At 67.2% G+C, this 18,261-nt stretch carries 9 protein-coding genes; 7 read left to right on the top strand and 2 right to left on the bottom strand.

The window, feature by feature from the left end:
• Positions 1 to 44: 44 nt before the first annotated feature.
• Entirely contained in the window at positions 45 to 629 is a 585-nt protein-coding gene (locus ACYX7E_RS13350; RefSeq protein WP_462081075.1) for an Lrp/AsnC family transcriptional regulator, read from the bottom strand.
• A 688-nt stretch (positions 630 to 1,317) separates the two neighbouring features.
• Between ACYX7E_RS13350 and ACYX7E_RS13345 the strand changes: the two genes are divergently transcribed.
• Positions 1,318 to 3,528 carry a TonB-dependent siderophore receptor gene (locus tag ACYX7E_RS13345; protein WP_462081074.1) on the top strand — a complete coding sequence of 737 codons (2,211 nt, stop codon included), beginning with the start codon at positions 1,318 to 1,320 and terminating at the stop codon, positions 3,526 to 3,528.
• Between the two features lie 420 nt (positions 3,529 to 3,948).
• Here ACYX7E_RS13345 and ACYX7E_RS13340 read toward each other — a convergent pair whose 3' ends face one another.
• A complete protein-coding gene (locus ACYX7E_RS13340; RefSeq protein ID WP_462081073.1) occupies positions 3,949 to 5,187 on the bottom strand; it encodes a helix-turn-helix domain-containing protein in 1,239 nt (412 codons plus the stop codon).
• A gap of 440 nt (positions 5,188 to 5,627) precedes the next feature.
• Here ACYX7E_RS13340 and ACYX7E_RS13335 point away from each other — a divergent pair, with 440 nt between their 5' ends.
• The 6 genes from ACYX7E_RS13335 to ACYX7E_RS13310 all read left to right on the top strand — a co-directional run bounded on the left by ACYX7E_RS13335 (position 5,628) and on the right by ACYX7E_RS13310 (position 18,238).
• A complete protein-coding gene (locus tag ACYX7E_RS13335; RefSeq protein ID WP_462081072.1) occupies positions 5,628 to 7,643 on the top strand; it encodes a S9 family peptidase in 2,016 nt (671 codons plus the stop codon).
• Positions 7,644 to 7,716: 73 nt separating this feature from the next.
• Entirely contained in the window at positions 7,717 to 9,330 is a 1,614-nt protein-coding gene (locus tag ACYX7E_RS13330) for an amidohydrolase family protein (protein WP_462081156.1), read from the top strand.
• 23 nt (positions 9,331 to 9,353) lie between these two features.
• Positions 9,354 to 11,672: a S9 family peptidase gene (locus ACYX7E_RS13325; RefSeq protein ID WP_462081071.1), complete on the top strand. Its 2,319-nt coding sequence runs from the start codon at positions 9,354 to 9,356 to the stop codon at positions 11,670 to 11,672.
• Positions 11,673 to 11,920: 248 nt separating this feature from the next.
• Positions 11,921 to 15,295: an amidohydrolase family protein gene (locus ACYX7E_RS13320; protein WP_462081070.1), complete on the top strand. Its 3,375-nt coding sequence runs from the start codon at positions 11,921 to 11,923 to the stop codon at positions 15,293 to 15,295.
• Positions 15,292 to 16,041, top strand: coding sequence for an aspartate/glutamate racemase family protein (locus ACYX7E_RS13315; protein ID WP_462081069.1), 750 nt, complete (start codon positions 15,292 to 15,294; stop codon positions 16,039 to 16,041). Before ACYX7E_RS13320 ends, ACYX7E_RS13315 begins: the two co-directional genes overlap by 4 nt.
• 10 nt (positions 16,042 to 16,051) lie before the next feature.
• Positions 16,052 to 18,238 carry a S9 family peptidase gene (locus ACYX7E_RS13310; protein ID WP_462081068.1) on the top strand — a complete coding sequence of 729 codons (2,187 nt, stop codon included), beginning with the start codon at positions 16,052 to 16,054 and terminating at the stop codon, positions 18,236 to 18,238.
• Positions 18,239 to 18,261 lie beyond the last annotated feature (23 nt).

Raw genomic sequence — 18,261 nt, 5'->3', positions numbered from 1 at the left:
GTGGACCATGAGGTAGGCCGGGTCCAGACCCGGCACCACCGCTTTCACCCCAGGAACTGCTCCGCATTCGCCATCTCGCCTTCGCCCGGCAACTTGACCGCCTTGGTGACGATGTAGGTGAAATAGCGCTCGATGCCCAGGTCGTCGTGCAGCAACTGGTCGATGAACGTCTGGTAATGGTCAATGTCCGGCGACTGGATCATCGCGATGTAGTCGACGCCACCGCCGGTGGCGTAACAGAAGGCGACTTCCGGAGCATCGGCCATGCGCTGTTCGAAGCTGCGCATCGCCTGCGCGGTGTGCCGCGACAAGGTGATCTCGACCAGCATCTGGCTGGTCTTGAACAGCCGGTCCCAGTCGATCTGCGCACGGTAGCCGCGGATCAGGCCGGCAGCCTCGAGCTTGCGCACGCGCTCCCAGGCCGGCGTGATCGACAGGTTGATGGATTCGGCCAGACGAGACTTGGTGATGCGGCCGTTGCCCGACAGGATGCGCAGGATCTTCAGGTCGTAGCGGTCGAGCTTGAGCGGCGCCGACGCTTCCGGGCGTGTACTACCGCGGACGATCCGGGTCGGGGAGGCGGGCATCACGTGCGGCGTGCTGTTGTTGGACATCGGGGACCTGCTCATGCCTGCATGATGTGGCCTGCCCGGAAACGACGGAATAGGTATTTACACCTACATTCGCCGTTGAGCTTGAGCCGCTGCCTCGTGCCTGTCAGCGAAGCTCCGGCAGCATCGCATGCCATCGGATCTGGCAGGACCTGATCCAACGTCGGCCAGCCAAAGGCGAGCGATCGACATCGACTGACGGAGTCATGCGGTCGGCCAGGGAGCCGGTGACATCAAGACGATTCACGAAAATCTAACCAATGAGCACAGGTGGCGACCTGGCTGCAAAGTTCCCAGAGACCAAGGCTTCTAGATTCGATGGCACCACCCGCCGGGACGTCATCCCCTGTTCCAGCCGCGTGGACTCCACGCCCGTCAGGGCTCACCGATCAGCCAGGTCCCTCCAATGCCCAAGCCTACGCGCACATCCTGCCAGACCCATGCCATCGTCCATCCCGCGTTCCCGGCTTCGCGTTGGCACCCACCGCATCAGGCCCGATCGTTCTCAGAACCCGTTTACGATCTTGCTGCGCTTGCCAGCCGGCGCGCGTGCGGTGCTCGAAATGCTCATGTCTCCGCACATGCACTGTGCTTTCTGCGCTCGGCCACACGCCTGCTGCCGGCGCTCGCGACAGATCGTAAACAGGTTCTCAAGACTGCGCGCCATTCGGCGCTCAACACCTGTACCGCTGCCGTCCTCCTCGCCATGGCCTCGATGGCGCACGCCGGACAGGCACAGGAGGCCGAGCAGGATGCTCCCACCACGACCAAAAAGGAGGACGTCACCGACCTGACCGGCGTCGTCGTCGAAGCCAAGGGCCCGCCACGCCGCACCACCGGCGGCGCCCTGGGTGGACGCAAGGATCTCGACACGCCGTTCTCGCTGTCCACGGTCACCGCCGAGGACATCCAGGAACGCCAGGCGTATTCGCTGGTCTCTGTCTTCGCCCATGACGCGGGCGTCTCGCGCGCGGCCGGCAGCGACTACAACGGCTGGGCCTCGCGCCTGATCGTGCGTGGATTGCCGATCGACTTCGACGAAAGCATCAAGATCAATGGCGTGCCCGGTGGCTTCCTATTCGGCGTCAACCTGCCCATCGAAGACATGGACAGCGTGCAGCTGCTCAAGGGCTCCTCGGGCTTCATGTACGGATTCAGCGCACCCGGCGGCATCGTCAATTACCGCACCAAGCAGCCGACCCCGTATGAACTGTTCAACGTCGACGTCGGCTTCCGTTCCGACAGCCTGTTCAGCCAGCATGTCGACCTCAGCGGCCCGCTCGCCAGCGATGGACGCCTGGGCTACCGCCTGAACGTCTCGCGCGAGCACGGCACCACATATTCCGACAGCGACGTCGATCGCAAGGCCTTGGCGCTGACCCTCAACGGCCGCATCACCGACAACCTGGCATGGACAGTGGACGTGTTGGGCCAGTTGAACGACACCTCGCGACCCAGTCCGTACTACACCGTCATGACCGTCGATGGTGTCACTCCGGGCGGCCTTCCTTACAGCCCCTACGTGGGCGACAAGCTGCCACCGGCATTGAGCGGCGAGACCAATCCGGCCTCCAACCAGTCGCACATCTCCAACAAGTTCCACTACCTGACCGCCGGCATGTACTGGGAGATCAAGCCGGACTGGAACCTGCACCTCAACGCCAGCACCTCGCGCAGCACGTTCCGCCTGTCGCAGGAATACATGTACTTCCTGAACCGCGAAGGCGATTACCAGAACGAAACCTTCGACGGACTCAACATCTTCTCGGCCGACTTCGGCCAGGCGCTGCTGCAAGGCAAGTTCCGTACCGGCTTCATCGAACACCAGCCGGTGGTCGGCGTGTCCTGGCAGCGCCGCACAGGCAACATCGGCCGCACCAACTACTACCCGGGCAGCGTGCGCCTGAACCAAAGCAACATCTACGCGCCCGAGCGGCTGGTCTGGAGCCCGTTCCCGGGCGAACCCACCGATGGCCTGGCGAGCGTGACGACCCAGCGCGCGGCTTTCATCAGCGACACCTTGAACTTCGGCGAGAAGTGGTCGTTCCTGGCCGGCCTGCGCTACACCGACTACTCGCAGATGTACTCGGCCTGGACACGCCGCCAGCTCGATCCGGAAGGCATCTACGTCCTGCACTCGTATGACTGGTACAAGAAGAACTCGACCACGCCGACCGCAGCGCTGATGTTCAAGCCCAATGAGGGCACGACGATCTATGCCAGCTACGTCGAATCCCTGCAGCAGGGCAGCACGGTCGGCAACACCTACTTCAACGAAGGCGACCTCCTCGATCCGCTGCTGAGCAAGCAGTACGAACTGGGGTTCAAGTACGAGAGCGCGTCGTGGAATGCGTCGGCAGCCGCGTTCCGCATCGATCGCGGCGCAGGCTATGGCCGCAACATCGGCGAGGCCAAGCCCATCTACGTGCAGGACGGCATCCATCGCTACGACGGTCTTGAAGTGGCCGGCACCGCCATGCTGGGCGACAGTCTCCGGATCGGCGGTTCGCTGCAATACATCGACGGCACCTATCTGGACATGGCACCGAACGAACCACGCATCGGAGCCGAAGTCGAAGGTGTTGCCAAGCACATGGCCTCAGCCAACATCAGCTATGAAGTGCCGTGGGCCGAAGGTCTTTCCGTGCAGGCCGATGCCAAGTACTTCGGCGAGACGACAGTCAACAACTTCGTGATCAAGGTCGCCGGCGTCGATACCCTGCGCACAGTCACCGCGGCTGGCTACACCGTGTTCAACGCCGGCGGCAGCTACCGGACGACGATCGCGGAACGGCCGGTGACCTTCCGCGCACAGGTCCTGAACCTGTTCGATCGCAACTACTGGCAGGGTGGCTACTTCAACTTCGCCATCGGCGCGCCGAGGACGCTGGCACTGAATGTGCAGATGGATTTCTGAGGCCGCCTGACCTTCGTCCGCACATCGGGCCAGCCGTCCATGCTGGCGCGATGACGAGAGGGACCAGCATGACGCAACGGACCGGATCCGCGCACGTCGTCACCTTCGAAGGCGCATCCCATGGCTGCGCCTTCGTCGTGAGGGGCGCCGGTGGACGATGCCGCGACCCCGGCATGCGCTTTCGCCTGCCCCCTCCCGGCGCGCACAGTGCGGACGTATCGCGCAAGCGATCGACATTGGCGACTGGAGCACGCCATGACCGTCCGCCATTGCCGCGTTACCCCATGCCAACATCTTCAACGTCTACGGGTAGCCACGTGCGCTGACGTTGACACTCCGGGGCAAGTCCAGTAGCCGTTGCAGCGGCCCCTCCCTTCCCGCATTCGCGCGGGGAGGGCATCCGGAGCCAGGCCGATCGGCTCAGGACGCCACCCCGACCGTGGCGCGTTCGAACTGCGACATCGCGCGCATCTGCTGCGGCGACACACCGTAGGTGGTCCGGAACGCACGCGAGAAGCTCGCCGGATGGCCATAGCCAGTGTCGAGGGCGATGTCGATGATCCTGTCCTCGGAATCGCGCAGGCGATCAAGGGCATGGGCCATGCGCAGACGATCACGTACGCGCGCCACCGAGTCGCCGTAGACCTGGTGGAAGCCTGCCTGCAGGCGCTGCCGGGTCAGCCCCGCCATTCTTGCGATCTGATCGATGTTGACCGGACTTTCCAGGTTGCCGCGCAGCAGCTTCATGGCCTGGTCGAGCCGGCTACGGTCGCGTGCCGAGACCAGTTGTTCAGGCGTGCAATCCATCTGCTGGCTGATCGCAGTCGAGAGGATCTCGCAGATGAACTCGAGCGCCTTGGCATTGAAGAAGCCGTGCTGGAAGCAGTCCTGGTACGGGCAATGAGTCATCTGGCTCAGGATCAGCCCGGCGGTGGACGACAACGGCAGGTTGCGATGAGATAGGTCGATGCCATCGGCCAGAAAGTCCCGGATATCGGCCGGGAGGTCCTGCGGGCACAATCCCGTCAGCGAATGGAAGCGCGTGCGGTCGAGGAAGAAGCTGACCCAGCGCAGCGGACGACCGGGTTGGTAGACCGTCTTGAGTTCATTGTTGCCGGTCAGCCCATACATCGTGCAGTAACCACTCTCGAATCGCCCGCTGCGCCCACCCTGCTGGATGTCGACTTCGCCCTCCAGCACGGCTGTGAACACCAGGTTGCCATTCGAATTGTGGCCGCGCGGAATGATCGTGGTCGGCACCATGCGGGTGATTGCCATCGACAGACCCGGCATTAGGTAGCGGAACTCCCAGCCGCCCTGCGCAATGCTGGCATCGCAGTCGTGCTTGAAGCCGATGCCACTGTCGAGCGAACGGCGCCAACCATCTTCCCGGCGGCAGGGCTGAGTGCGTGGAATGTCCAGCGAGCCCAGCATGTCGGTCATCGTCAGCAATCGATAGGGGGGCTTGCAGTTCCGGTCTTGTTCGAACACGTGGCAGCTCCGCGAGTGGAAAACTGGTCCAGATGAATGTCCGCTTTGTTTTGTCGACGCCTGATCCTGGAAGCAGGCCTTCGCAACGTCCGCGGATCGACCTGTTGCCCCGGCACCTTGGCCCCGGGGCAAGCCCCTATCTTGGTGACGGCGTGGGTTTCTAGGCATCGGTGTTATTACCTGTTTCTGGCCATCGTTCCCCTCGACTCGGCGACATTAGCAGGAGGCCGGAAAGGCGTGCCCGGAGCGACGGGAAAAAGCTCGGCAGTGCTTGGGCCACAGTATTTGGCGCGCGTTGCCGCCGACGCCCGAATTTTTCTTGACGGAAGGTCCGCGCAGGCCAGATTCCCCCGTCGTTATGCAGTGGCGACGATTTCCGCCACGACAGGGATAGAGTCTGCGAGCTCCCGCCGTCTGCGTGTTTCTACTGAAGTCACGGATGCCATCACGTCGTGATGCGTCGACGGTGGGGGCATCGGTCGCTTGGACCGCAGCACAGCATTGACCAACGATGACGCGGCGACTGCGGACGAGGTGCCGGGACCTATCACGCGCCGCGTCCACGTGCCAATCTGCCGAGTGCCCCTTCCTTGTCCGGATATCGCGCCATGCTCCTCTTCCGCAAATCGCTTGTGTTGCTGCTGTGCCTGCTGGCGCCCGCGTTGCAGGCGCGCGATCTCAAGATCGACGACCTGTCGCGACTGGCAGATGTCGACGACATCCAGGTCTCTTCCGATGGCCTCCGCGTCGCCTATGTCGTGGGCACCATCGATGCCGGTGCCGACAAGCGCAACCGCCAGGTCTGGAGCGTCGACTGGTCCGGTGGCGTTCCGGTGCAACTGACCCGTGGCGAACAGTCGGCGTCGACGCCGCGCTGGAGCCCGGACGGACAGTCGCTGGCATTCCTGCGCGAAGGTCCCAAGGCCGAGCGCGGCGACCAGGTATGGTTGCTGGATCGGCGCGGTGGCGAAGCCGCGATGCTGACCGACCTCGAAGGCGGCGTATCCGACTTCGCGTGGTCGCCTGACGGCAAGCGCCTGGCGCTGCTACATCGCCCGACACCGGCACCGGCGAAAGACGCCGATGGCGAGGAGATTCCACGTCCAGTGGTCATCGACCGCTTCCAGTTCAAGAGTGATGGCGACGGCTACCGCCAGAAGCAGGCCGCCCGGCGCATCCATCTGTTCGACATCGCCAGCCGCCAGAGCACCGTGCTCAATGCCGGTGCCGAGTCCGATGAGGAGGCGCCCACGTGGTCGCCCGACGGTACGCGCATCGCCTTCCTCGGCAACCGCGACAAGGACGCCGATCGCAGCGACTCCAGCAAGCTCTACGTCAGCGATGCCCGCGCCGGTGCGACGCCGCGCCAGCTGACCGATTTTCCCGGCCGTGGCAGCGATGGCCCGCTGGCCTGGAGCCCGGACGGCACGCGCATTGCCTTCGTGCGTGGCGATGTGCCCAAGTACTGGCTCTACAGCCAGCCGCGACTGGCGGTGGTGCCGGTCGCCGGTGGCGAGGCGCAGGTGCAGGTACTGACCGAGGCGCTGGATCGCGATGTCTCCGATCCGGTGTTCAGCGCCGACGGCCGTTCGATCGACGTGCTGGTCACCGACACGCGCAACCGCTACCGGCTGCGTGTGTCGGCGGCCGATGGCAAGACCCAGCCGCTGTCGGCGGCCGATGGCGTGATCTCGGCAGTGCACAGCGGCGGCGGCCACACGGCCGTGCTGTTCTCGCACGACGACCGTCCCAACGAGGTGTATGCGATCGCGTCCGGCAAACTGCGGGCGCTGACCGCGCACAACGCCGCGCTGCTGGCCGAGGTGACGCTGGCGCGCAGCGAGGACATCCAGTTCACCGCCAGCGATGGCGTCGAGGTGCATGGCCTGCTGACCCGTCCGCCGGGCAAGTCCGGCGCGCGCGGATTGCCGACGGTGCTGTGGATCCATGGCGGTCCCTATGGCCAGGACGAGCATGTGTTCGACACCGAGCGTCAGGTCTTTGCGGCCAATGGCTATGCGGTGCTGCAGATCAACTATCGCGGCGGCAATGGTCGCGGGCGCGCGTTCGGTCGCGGCATCCATGGCGCGTGGGGCACCCGCGATGTCGCCGATCTGCTGGAAGGCGTTGACCATGTCGTCGCCAGCGGCGTCGCCGATCCCAAGCGCCTGGTGGTCGGTGGCTGGAGCCAGGGCGGCATCCTGACCAACTACCTGATCGCTACCGACACCCGCTTCCGCGCGGCCAGCAGCGGCGCCGGTGCCGGCAACCATATTTCGCTGTATGGCAGCGACCAGTACGTCTACGGCTACGAGCAGGAGTTCGGCACGCCGTGGAAGAACACCGAGACCTGGCTGAAGATGTCGCGCCCGTTCTTCCAGGCCGACCGGATCCGCACGCCGACGCTGTATGTCGGCGGGCTGGCCGACTTCAACGTGCCGATCGTCGGCGGCGAGCAGATGTACCAGGCGCTGCAGTCACAGGGTGTGCCGACGCAGTTGGTGATCTATCCCGGCGAGCACCACGGCATCTCGCGACCGAGCTTCGTGCGCGACCTATTCACCCGTTATCTCGACTGGTTCGGCAAGCACCTCGGCACGGGATTGCCGACCGCGGCCCGCTGATCGTCACCGCTAACAGGGCGCCGCGGTCTTGCGGCGCCGTGTTCCCACTCCGGAGATTGCCGTCTTGAAGTCCATGCCACCGCGACCGGCGCTGCCCCGCACATCGGTCCTGCCACGTCTGTTGAAACCGCATGCCTGCCTGGCGCTGGCGCTGCTGGCGCCCGCATTGTTCGCCGCTGATGCACGGGCGCAGACGGCGACCGGCGCGAACACGGAGTGGCGTGATGCCGCGCCGCGTCGCGATGACGAAGGCCGCGGCCCGTTCAAGCGGCTGATCCTGCGCAATGCGATGGTCATCGACGGCACCGGCGGCCCCATGGTTGGGCCGACCACGGTGGTCGTGCGCGGCGATCGCATCGAAAGCCTTGGCACCGAGCCCGCATCCGCACCGGGTGACGAGACCATCGATGTCGCCGGCGGTTATGTGCTGCCGGGGCTGATCGACACCCATGTGCGCGTGCTCGACGAGGCTGCCGCCAGCATCCCGCCCGACTACGCGCTCAAGCTGCTGCTTGCGCACGGCGTCACCACGATCACCTCGATGCAGCCCTACCAGCACGTCGGCTGGGCCTTGAACCTGCAGAAGCATTCGGCGGCCAATGCCATCGTCGCGCCGCGCATCCAGGTCTGGGCCGACGTGCGCGCGCCCACCGAAAAGGAAACCCGCGCGATGGTCCGCGAGGCCAAGGCACGCGGCGTCGCCGGCCTGGGAGAGGGCTCGGTGCTCGGTCCGCCGGCACTGATCCGCGCCGGTCTCGACGAAGCCGCCAAGCAGGGCATGAACAGCAGCTGGCACATGAACTTCCGCAACTGCCCGCGCTTCAACGCGCTGGATGCGGCCAAGGCCGGCCTGCACGGCCTGTCGCACTGGTATTGCCTGCCCGAAGTGCTGTTCGAGGGCCGCCGGCTGCAGGACTATCCGGCCGATTATTCCTTCAGCGACGTCAATGCGCGCTTCCGCGAATCCGGTCGCCTGTGGCGCCAGGCCGCCGCGCCGGGCAGTGAAAAATGGGACGCGGTGATCGAGGAATTCCTGGCGCTGGACTTCACGTTCGAGCCGACGTTCAGCGTCTACGAGGCCAACCGTGACGTCATGGGCGTCAGCAGCGCGCAATGGCTCGACGACTACCTGCACCCGACGCTGCGCAAGACCTTCGTGCCCAGCACGACCGGCCTGTTCTCGCATTTCTACGACTGGAGCAGCACCGACGAGGCCTCGTGGCGGCAGAACTTCCAGATCTGGATGCGCTTCGTCAACGATTACAAAAACCGTGGCGGGCGCGTGGTGGCCGGCGCCGACGCCGGCTACATGTGGACGATCCCGGGCTTCGGCTACGTGCGCAACCTGGAGATGCTGGAAGAGGCCGGTTTCACGCCGCTCGAAGTCATCCATGCCGCGACGCTGGCCGGTGCCGAGCATCTGCGGATGCAGCAGGACGTGGGCTCGATCGAGCCGGGCAAGTACGCCGACCTGGTGATCCTGGACCGCAATCCGCTGCAGAACCTCAAGGCGCTGTACGGCACCGGCTATCCCGGCCTGCAGGCCGACGGCACTGTCGCGCAGGTCGGTGGCGTGCGCTATACGGTCAAGGGCGGCCTGGTCTATGACGCACCGGCGCTGCTGGCCGATGTCGCCAGACTGGTCGCCGAGGCCAAGCGCGCAGCCGCAGCGGAGGGCACGCCCTGATGGACAGTGCTGGCCAAGATCGCATGCGCGCCGCTGTAGGCGCTTCGATCGCGGTGTTACTGGGGGCCGCCACGCTGCTGGCGCCGGCCACGGCCTGCGCGCAGGGGCTGGCCGCCGATTATGCGCGGGCCCGCGCGCGGCTGCCCTGGGAACTCAAGATCCCGAACCAGAGCGTCAACGCGACCTGGTCGGCCGACGGCAACAGCTTCTGGTATCGGCGCGATACCGTAGGCGGTGGCGAGTACGTGCGCGTCGATGCCGTCACCGGCGAGCGCCGGCCTGCCTTCGACCATGCGCGCCTCGCGGCGGCGCTGGCCGCGGAGGCAGGGCAGGCGATGTCGGCGGACGATCTGCCGCTGCAACAGATCGAGGGCATCGACACAGCGAGCCTGCGGGTGTCGTGGCGCGGCGACAAGCCTGGGACTGCCGATTGCGACCTTCGCCAGCCGCGTTGCGTCAAACTGGACATCGGTACCGCGCAGCCGGGCGAAGTGCTGTCTCCCGATGGCCGCTGGGCCGCCTACGTGCGCGACCACAACCTCCATGTCCGCGCGACCGCCGGCGGCGACGGATCGTCGCGCGCCCTGACGCGCGATGGCAGCCTGCACAACGCCTGGGGCGCGGTCAGCGAATCGCACCTGTACACGATCAGCGCGGTGCGCGGCCTGCCGACCGCGGACCAGGTGCATGGCGTCGCGCGCGTGCTGTGGTCGCCGGACTCCAGCCGCGTGCTGAGTTACCAGGTCGACGAGCGCGGGATCCCGGAACTGCCGTTCATCGACTCCGTGCCCGCTGCCGGCTACGGCCATCGCCCGGTGCTGCATACCGCGCGCGTGGCCTTTCCCGACGACGACGCCGTGCCGCTGGCCAAGCTGGCGATCTTCGAAGTCGCCAGCGGTCGCCGCATCGATGTCGATGCGCCGCCGTTGCTCGACCACTACGACCTGATCGACCAGGACCGCCTGTGGTGGTCCGACAATGGCGAGCAGGTCTACTACTACAGCGAAGACCGTGGTTTCCGCAGGCTCGGCCTGCATGTGGTCGACGCCGCCAGCGGCCGTTCGCAGCGCCTGCTGGAAGAAGCCAGCCGTACCTGGATCGAGCCGAAAATCGGCGACCCGCGCCAGACCACACGGATCGACGACAGCGTGTTCTGGCTGTCCGAGCGCGACGGCTGGCAGCACCTGTACCGCTACGACCGCAGCGGCACGCTGCGCAATGCACTGACCTCGGGGCAGTGGCGGGTCGACGACCTGCTGCATGTCGATGCCGAGGGCGGCTGGGTCTACTTCCTGGCGCGCGCCCGCGAGACCGGTCGCGACCCGTACTACCAGCATCTGTATCGCGCGCGCTTCGATGGCAGCGGTCTCGAGCTGCTGACCCACGAGGATGCGCAGCACGATATCCAGTTCGCGCCCGACGGCCGTCATTTCATCGACCGCCATTCGCGCGTGGACACCGCGCCGGTGACGACATTGCGCCGTGCCGACGGCACCGCGGTAGCCACGCTCGAAACCGCCGACCTCAGTGCGCTGAAGGCGATGGGCTGGCAGCCGCCGGAGCGTTTCCGGGTCAAGGGCCGCGATGGCAAGACCGACATCCATGGCGTGCTGTACCGGCCGTCGAACTTCGATCCGGCGCGCCGCTACCCGATCCTCGACCACATCTACGGTGGACCGCAGTTGATCTATGCGCCGCGCCAGTTCACCGCCGGGCCGCCGATCGCCGAACTGGGCTTCATGGTCGTGCAGATCGACGGCATGGGCACGCCGGGACGCTCGCGCGCGTTCCAGGAGCAGTCGTATGCCGCGGGCTTCGCCGAAGCCGGCGGACTGGCCGACCACGTCGCCGCGATCCGCGAACTGGCCGAACGTTACCCGCAGATCGATCTCGACCGCGTCGGCATCTTCGGCCATTCCGGCGGCGGCTATTCGTCGGCGCGGGCGATGTTCGACTATCCGGACTTTTACAAGGTCGCGGTGTCGTCGGCCGGTTCGCACGACCAGCGCCTGTACCAGATGGAGTGGGGCGAGCGTTTCATCGGCCGCCCGCAATGGGACCCGGCCGCCTACGCGCTGCAGGCCAACACCCATGACGTGTCGAAGCTGCGCGGCAAGCTGCTGCTGATCCATGGCGAACTCGACGACGACGTGCACCCGGTCAACACGATGCAGGTCGTGGACGCGCTGATCCGCGCCGACAAGGATTTCGACCTGCTGATCGTGCCCGGCCGCAACCATCGCGTCGACCGCACGCCGTACTTCCTGCGCCGGCAATGGGATTACTTCGTCCGCCACCTGATGGGGATCGAGCCGCCGGCGGAGCGTCGCATCGACAAGTGATCCACCGCGCGCATGAGGCATGGCCGCGCCTTGATCGGCGTACCGTGACCAAAACCATCCTGACCAGCCTGCCTTGAGTGCTGCACTTTAATCAGCGTGTTTGAGCAGCATGCCTAAGCATGCGTGCCTTGAGCGGCACGCTGCGCGCGTGGGGCATACGCAAGAAATTCAGTGTTCCCCTTGTTGCCCGGTCCGAGCCGCTGCGAGTCTACTCATGGGTCAGGATGGCCTGTCTCGAGGGTGGTGGGATGCGCAACACAACACAAGCGACGTCGCGGTTCCGCGGCCTGCTGCTGGCCGCCGGCCTGGTGCTGGCAGGCGCCGTTACCGTCGCGACCGCGGCACCGACCCCGGCCAGCCCCGACAGCGCGCCCTGGGATCCCACCCAGGCACGCGGCAAGACCCGGCAGATCGATTTCCAGGTCAGCGAAGGCACCGGCATGTCGGTGGACATCTCGCCCGATGGCCGCTGGCTGCTGTTCGACCTGCTGGCGCAGGTCTATCGGGTCCCCGTGACCGGTGGTCCCGCGGAGCTGCTGACCGGCGACAGCGGCGTCGCGCTGAACTACCACCCACGCTATTCGCCCGATGGCCGCCAGATCGTGTTCGTGTCCGATCGTGGTGGCCAGCCCAACCTGTGGCTGATGGACGCCGATGGCACGCGCCCGCGGCCGCTGTTCCTGGATGTCGCCAGCCAGATGGCCGAGCCCGCGTGGAGCGCCGACGGCAAGTCCGTCGTCGCCGTGCGCCTGTACCCGCATGCGCAAGGCGGCTGGACGCGCACCAACCGGATCTGGCGCTTCCCGACCGACGGTGCCGCGCCGGTGCAACTGACCGGTGGCGACGATCGCCTGGTCGACAATCCCTCGCCGTCGTCCGATGGACGTCACCTGTATTACCACCGAAGCTCGCGCCCGGTCATCGGCGAAGGCTTCTACAAGGTCGGCACCGCGCACCAGTTGCGTCGCCTGGACCTGGCCAGCGGGCATGACGAACTGGTCAGCGAAACCGCCGGTCGTCGTTATTACCACCAGGAACCGCTGTCGGCATTCGCGCCCTCGGTGTCGCCGGACGGTCGCTGGCTTGCGTTCGCGCGGCGCGTGCCCGGTGGCGCGATCACCCACGGGGGCGCGACCTATTCGCAGAGCACCGGCCTGTGGCTGCGCGACCTGCAGACCGGCGCCGAGCGCCTGCTGGTGGCGCAGCTGACACCGGATCAGCTGGAAACCCACACGATGTACCAGATCCGCGTGCTGCCGGGCTATGCCTGGGCACGCGATGGTCGCAACCTGGTCTATTCGGCGGCCGGCGGCTTGCGTCGCGTCGACGTCGCCGATGGCCGGGTCACGCAGATCCCGTTCACCGCGCGCGTGACCCGCACGCTGTCCGAGCAGGTGCGCCCCTCGTTCAAGCTCGAGGACGCCGCATTCACCGTGCGCTTCCCGCGCTGGCCGGCGGTGTCGCCCGATGGCCGCAGCGTGGTGTTCGAGGCCGTCGGCGCGCTATGGCGCAAGTCACTGCCCGATGGCGTGCCCGAGCGCCTGCAACCGGCGCAAGCCCCCGAAGCTGATGGCACCCTGCGCTTCGAGTACAGCCCGGCGTGGTCGCCCGACGGCCGCTGGATTGCCTACGCGACCTGGAAGGAAGGCGAGGGCGGACATGTCTGGAAGCTGCCGGCGCAGGGTGGCAAGCCGCAACGCCTGACCCGCGTGGCCGGCGAGTACCTGCACCCGGCCTGGCGTGCCGATGGCCGCACGATCGTGGTCACCCAGGGCGCGGGCGCCAGCTTCCGTGGCGATGCGATCGGCAACAACCCCTGGTTCGCGCTGGTCGAACTGCCGGCCGCGGGGGGCAACGCACGCGAACTGCTGCGCCTGGCCAACAACGGCGCGCAGATCCCGCGCGCATTTGCCGGCAATGATGGCCGTGTCTACTTCGCCGCGCGCCTGGGCCAGGACGATGGCGAGCCGGCCGCGAGCGCCGGCCTGCGCGATGCAAAGATGTCCACCGCACTGTTCTCGGTCGATGGCAATGGCGGCGACCGTCGCGTGCACGCCGGCTTTCCCGAGGCCATCGATATCGCGCCGTCGCCCGACGGCCGCTGGATCGCCTATCAGGAAGGCCAGCAGGCCTACGTCGTCGCGATGCCGGCTGCCGATGCGGCCATCCCCGCACGCGTGATCGACAAGCACGCCAGTGGCAGCCGTGTGCGCCAGCTGAGCGTCGATGGCGGCCTGTTCCCGGCCTGGAGCCAGACCGGCACGCTGGCCTATTTCGCGGGCGCGCGGCTGTTCTGGGGACCACCGGGCGAGGGCACGCAGCAGCAGTCCGCGATCGGACTGCAGGCCGCGCAACCGCAGGCCACGCGTACGCTGGCCCTGGTCAATGCACGCATCCTGACCATGGACGCACGCAAGGTCATCGAACGCGGCACGGTGGTGGTGCAGGGACGGCGCATCATCGCGGTCGGCAGCGACCTCACGCCGCCGGCCGGTGCCGAGGTCATCGACCTGCAGGGCAAGGTGGTCATGCCCGGCCTGATCGACGTGCATGCGCACCACTTCGGTGGTGGTCCGTTCGGTGGCCCGGACTGGGGCATCATCCCGCAGCGCCGCGTCGAGTCGGCCAACTACCTGGCCTATGGCGTGACCACCACCTTCGATCCGGCGACGCCGGCCGAGGACACCTTCCCGGTCGCCGAACTGACCCAGGCCGGCAAGCTGGTCGGCCCGCGCGTGTTCACGACCGCCGACCCGCTGGTCGGCACCGGCGACTCCAGCGTCGTCGATCCGGACTCGGCGCTGCACCATGCCGATCGCCTCGCCAACTGGGGCGCGCTGGGCATCAAGCAGTACTACCAGCCACGCCGCGACCAGCGCCAATGGGTGACCCAGGCCGCGCGTACGCGCGGCAATATCCTGGTCACCGGCGAAGGCATGGATTTCCCGTACAACCTGGCGATGATCATGGACGGCCAGACCGCGTGGGAGCATCCGATCCTGGACATCCCGCTGTACGACGACGTCGTCCAGTTCGTCGCGCGCTCGGGCATCGTCTACAACCCCGAGCTGATCACACCGGGGCAAGGCCGCTACATCCTCGAGCACTACCTGGCCACCAGCGACCTGCCCAACGATCCCAAGCAGCGCAACTGGGTCAACTGGCAGTGGCTGGCACGCAAGCAGAGCTACAGCACGCGCCCGCTCAGCGAGTATCCGGTGATGCTGTCGGCCGAGGCGGCCAAGGACATCGTGCGCGCCGGCGGCAAGGTCGGCGTCGGTGGCCATGGCCAGGAGCAGGGCCTGGGCACGCATTGGGAGATCTGGACGCTGGGCCTGTCGATGAGCCCGCAGGAAGCACTGGAGGCCGCGACGATCGTCAACGCGCGCTACCTCGGGCTCGATCGCGACCTGGGCACGGTCACCGAAGGCAAGATCGCCGACCTGCTCGTGCTTGATGCCGATCCAAGCGTCGACCTGCGCAACAGCACCAGGATCGACCGGGTCATCAAGGACGGCCGCCTGTTCGATGCGATGACGCTCGACCAGCAATGGCCGGCGAAGGTGCCCTATGGTCCACGCCGCTGGACGCAGGCGGCCGCCGGTGCCGTGGTGACGCCATGACCCGTGCCACGACCGGCAAGCGCGCGACGCAGGTAGCGGACACGTCGGTATCTGACCCGTCGACGCCGGTGCTCGGCATCGTGCAGATGGCCAACCTGCCGCTGCGCTGGCTTGGCAATCTGGGCAACCCCGACAGCTTCCGCTACCCGGTGCGCTACGCCACCGCCAGCAGCGCGTTCACGCCGCGGATCCTGCGCAACGATCCCGAGGTCGGCGTCGACTACCTGCGCCAGGCGCGTCGCCTGCAACGCGAAGGCGTCTCGGCGATCCTGACCACCTGCGGGTTCGCCGTGCTGTACCAGCCGGTGCTGGCCGCCGGCCTGAAGATCCCGGTCGCGACCTCCAGCCTGCTGGCACTGCCGCTCGCCTTGCGCAGTGCGCCGGGCAACGGCGATGTCGGCGTGATCACCTATGACAGCCAAGCGCTGAGCGCGCGTTTCCTGCGGGCCGGTGGCGCGTCGCGCGCGGAGCTGGCACGGCTGCGCATCGGTGGCCTGGAAGGCACCGAGACCTGGCGGCAACTGGCGATGCCGGCACCGGCGCTGAGCTACGCGCAACTCGAGGACGACGTCATCGCCACCGTGCGTCGTTTCCTGCGCCGCAACCGTCGCGTGCGCAGCCTGCTGTTCGAATGTTCGGCGCTGTGTCCGTTCACGCCACGCCTGCGCCAGGAGACCGGCTTGCCGGTGTTCGATTTCATCTCCGTCGCCGATGCGCTGATGGACAGCGTGGCCACCCAGCGATGAGGGCCTGCTGATGAGGGCAGCCGACATCAACGACGACGCCCGTGTGCGTCGTGCCGGCCTGCGCCTGCGCGGGTGGTGCCTGCTCGGGTGGTGCCTGTCTGCCTGTCTCGTGTCCGTGGCATGGGGCAGTGGCGCCGCTGCGCAAACCGCCGCATCCGCCCCTGCGGTGCAACCGGACGATCTGCTGGGTCTGGCCAGTGTCTCGGGCGTGCAGGTGGCCGCCGGCGGCCGCGCGATCGTCGCCAGGATCGGCACGCCCGACCGCGAACACGACCGCCGTCGCAGCGAACTGCGCCTGATCACGCGCGCCAGCAATGGCACGCTGCAGTCGCAGGTCATCGCAGGCGCATCTTCGCCGCGCTGGTCACGCGACGGCCGTCGCCTGTTCTACGTGGCGGGCGAGGGCGCCGGTACGCGACTGCGTGTGCGCGATGTTGCCGGCGACGGCAGCGAACGCGACCTGCTGGCACTGCCGGCCGGCGTCATCGACTGGTCGATGGATCGCGACGAACGCCAGGTCGCGGTGCTGGTCGCGACGCCGTTGCCGCCACCCGCGTGGTCGGTACTGCCTGCGCTGCCGCCGGCATCGCAGCTGCCGGTCATCGTCGACCACGTGCCGTATCGCCGCGAGGATGGCAGTTTCCTCACGCCCGAACGCCTGCAGTTGCAGGTTGGCGCCCTCGACGACGGCAACCATGACGGCAACCACGGCCTGCGCGTACTGGCCTTGCCCGACGACGCCGACCTGGTCGCGACCGAGACCGGCGGCGCCTCGGCGCCCACCTGGTCGGCCGATGGCCGCAGCATCGTGGTCTCGGTCGCGCGCGGCATCGACACGCGCTTCCGGCTGTGGAACCGCAACCGCGACCTGTTGCGGCTGGATGTCGACGGCACGCGCACGCAGTGGATCGCCGAAGATGCCCGTGTCGAAGTCGAACCATGCTATTCGCCCGATGGCCGCTACCTGGCCTACCTGCGCCAGCGCGGCGACGCCGACAGCACCGTCTACCAGCACGAACTGATCGTGCAGGACCTGCGCGATGGCCGCGTCTCCAGTCTGCTGCAGTCGCTCGATGCCGACATCGCCGCATTCGCCTGGCAGCCGGAGGGTCGCGGCCTGGTCGTGCAGTACCTGCAGCGTGCGCGCGACACCCTGGCGCGCGTGGATCTCACCGACACGCTGCACGCCAAGCTGCACACGCTGCCGGTGTCGGCCGGTGCCGGTTTCGATCTCTCCAGCGACGGCCATCTCGGCTTCGTGCCAAGCGCGCACGACGCGCCGCCCGAAGCCGCCAGCCTGCCGCTGACGACCGCGTCCGCATCCAGCGCCGCCCGCGTGCAACGCTGGACCACGGTCAACCAGGCGTTGTCGGCACGTCGCCTGTCGACGCTGCGCGAGATCGACTATCCCTCGGCCCATGTCGATGGCCGGCGCATCCATGCCCTGGTCGCGATCCCGGCCGGTCAGCACGACCTGCGCCGCCTGCCGGTGGTGGTCGACCTGCATGGCGGGCCGTACAGCGCCTCACGCCGCAGCTTCGATCCCACCCGCGAGTTGTTCGCCGGCCTGGGCTACATCGTCGTGCAACCCAACTATCGCGGCAGCCTGGGGTATGGCGACGCGTTCTCGCGCCTGAGCGACCGCCGCCATTACCCGGGTTGGCACGACCAGCCCGAGGCCGCGCACGAGATGGGCATGGATGTGGTCGGCGTGCTGGCGGCGCTGCGCGCGCAAGGCCTGGGCGATCCGCGCCGGGTGTTCCTGCGCGGTGTCAGTGCCGGCGCCTTGCTGACCACCTGGACGCTGGGGCGCACCGACGGCTTCCGCGCCGCGGTGGCGCAATCGTGGTATCCCGGCGAGTGGGGCGCGCCCGATTACGGCTACTTCCAGTTGCGCCGCTACTTCACCCGCATGCCCTGGGAAGACGGTGGCCTCGACGCCATCTGGCGCCGTGATCCGATCCGCCTGGCCGACCGCGTCAACACGCCACTGCTGCTGATCCAGGGCGAACGCGACTGGATCACGCCGCTGACCGAAGTCGAGCGCTACTACTACGCCCTGCGCACGCGCGCCAACGTCAGCCTGGTGGTGTATCCCGACGAGATCCATGGCCTGCGCCGGCATCCGGCCAGCCTGCGCAATGCGCTGCTGCACGAAGACGCCTGGTTCCGGCAGCATGGTCCGGAGACGCCGTGACGGGAGCCCGCATCCGGCGGCTC

The organism is Luteimonas sp. RIT-PG2_3, assembly GCF_054902115.1.
The sequence above is the reverse complement of the archived record's forward strand: the minus strand, read 5'-3'. Positions and strand labels throughout refer to the sequence as shown.

Excerpts from the sequence above, each read along its gene's own strand:
- ACYX7E_RS13310 (WP_462081068.1), top strand. The coding sequence starts at position 16,052 with ATGAGGGCAGCCGACATCAACGACGACGCCCGTGTGCGTCGTGCCGGC.
- ACYX7E_RS13320 (WP_462081070.1), top strand. The coding sequence starts at position 11,921 with ATGCGCAACACAACACAAGCGACGTCGCGGTTCCGCGGCCTGCTGCTG.
- ACYX7E_RS13325 (WP_462081071.1), top strand. The coding sequence starts at position 9,354 with ATGCGCGCCGCTGTAGGCGCTTCGATCGCGGTGTTACTGGGGGCCGCC.
- ACYX7E_RS13340 (WP_462081073.1), bottom strand. The coding sequence starts at position 5,187 with ATGCCTAGAAACCCACGCCGTCACCAAGATAGGGGCTTGCCCCGGGGC.
- ACYX7E_RS13345 (WP_462081074.1), top strand. The coding sequence starts at position 1,318 with ATGGCCTCGATGGCGCACGCCGGACAGGCACAGGAGGCCGAGCAGGAT.
- ACYX7E_RS13350 (WP_462081075.1), bottom strand. The coding sequence starts at position 629 with ATGAGCAGGTCCCCGATGTCCAACAACAGCACGCCGCACGTGATGCCC.
- ACYX7E_RS13315 (WP_462081069.1), top strand. The coding sequence starts at position 15,292 with ATGACCCGTGCCACGACCGGCAAGCGCGCGACGCAGGTAGCGGACACG.
- ACYX7E_RS13330 (WP_462081156.1), top strand. The coding sequence starts at position 7,717 with ATGCCACCGCGACCGGCGCTGCCCCGCACATCGGTCCTGCCACGTCTG.
- ACYX7E_RS13335 (WP_462081072.1), top strand. The coding sequence starts at position 5,628 with ATGCTCCTCTTCCGCAAATCGCTTGTGTTGCTGCTGTGCCTGCTGGCG.